1 protein-coding gene and 1 pseudogene are annotated in these 551 nt (G+C 63.0%); both read right to left on the reverse strand.

All coding sequences use genetic code 11. The features are described 5' to 3' along the window. Positions 1-201: pseudogene (locus F6X68_RS33045) on the reverse strand (ammonium transporter); the annotation flags it as partial. A 40-nt stretch (positions 202-241) separates the two neighbouring features. Then, a partial coding sequence (locus F6X68_RS33050; RefSeq protein WP_151457881.1) for a P-II family nitrogen regulator occupies positions 242-551 on the reverse strand: 310 nt, incomplete at its 5' end.

The raw sequence follows: 551 nt of genomic DNA on the forward strand, positions 1-551 counted from the left end.
CATGCCGGCGTAGAACAGGGCAAGGCCCGGAATCGTCATGAGCAGGACGAGCGCGCTGGATGTGATCATCCAGGCGGTATCGCCCGAGTTCAGCGGATCCGGCGGCGGTGCCGCGGCAAAGGCCGGTCCCATCGTGAGCAGGAGCGCACCCGCGCCGGCGGCGCCTGCTACTCCGATAGTCTTCAGTTTGCTGTGAATCATTGTTCTGTCGTCCCCTTCGTTTGATCCCTAGCGAGAGCGCCTAGAGCGCGTCCCCGTCTGTTTCTCCAGTGCGGATGCGCACGACCTGCTCCAGCGGCGTGACGAAGATCTTTCCGTCGCCGATCTGGCCGGTCTTGGCCTTGCTGGTGATCGCTTCGATCACCGCGTCGGCCATCTCGCTTTTGACGGCGAGTTCGATCTTGAGTTTCGGCAGGAAGCTCACGGCGTATTCGGCGCCGCGATAGATTTCCGTATGCCCCTTCTGACGGCCGTAGCCTTTGACCTCCGTCACCGTCATGCCCTGCACGCCCAGCGCCGACAGCGACTCGCGCACTTCGTCGAGCTTGAAG

Origin of the sequence: Micromonospora sp. AMSO12t (genome assembly GCF_008806585.1) — a bacterium.
Lineage (GTDB): Bacteria > Actinomycetota > Actinomycetes > Mycobacteriales > Micromonosporaceae > Micromonospora > Micromonospora reichwaldensis.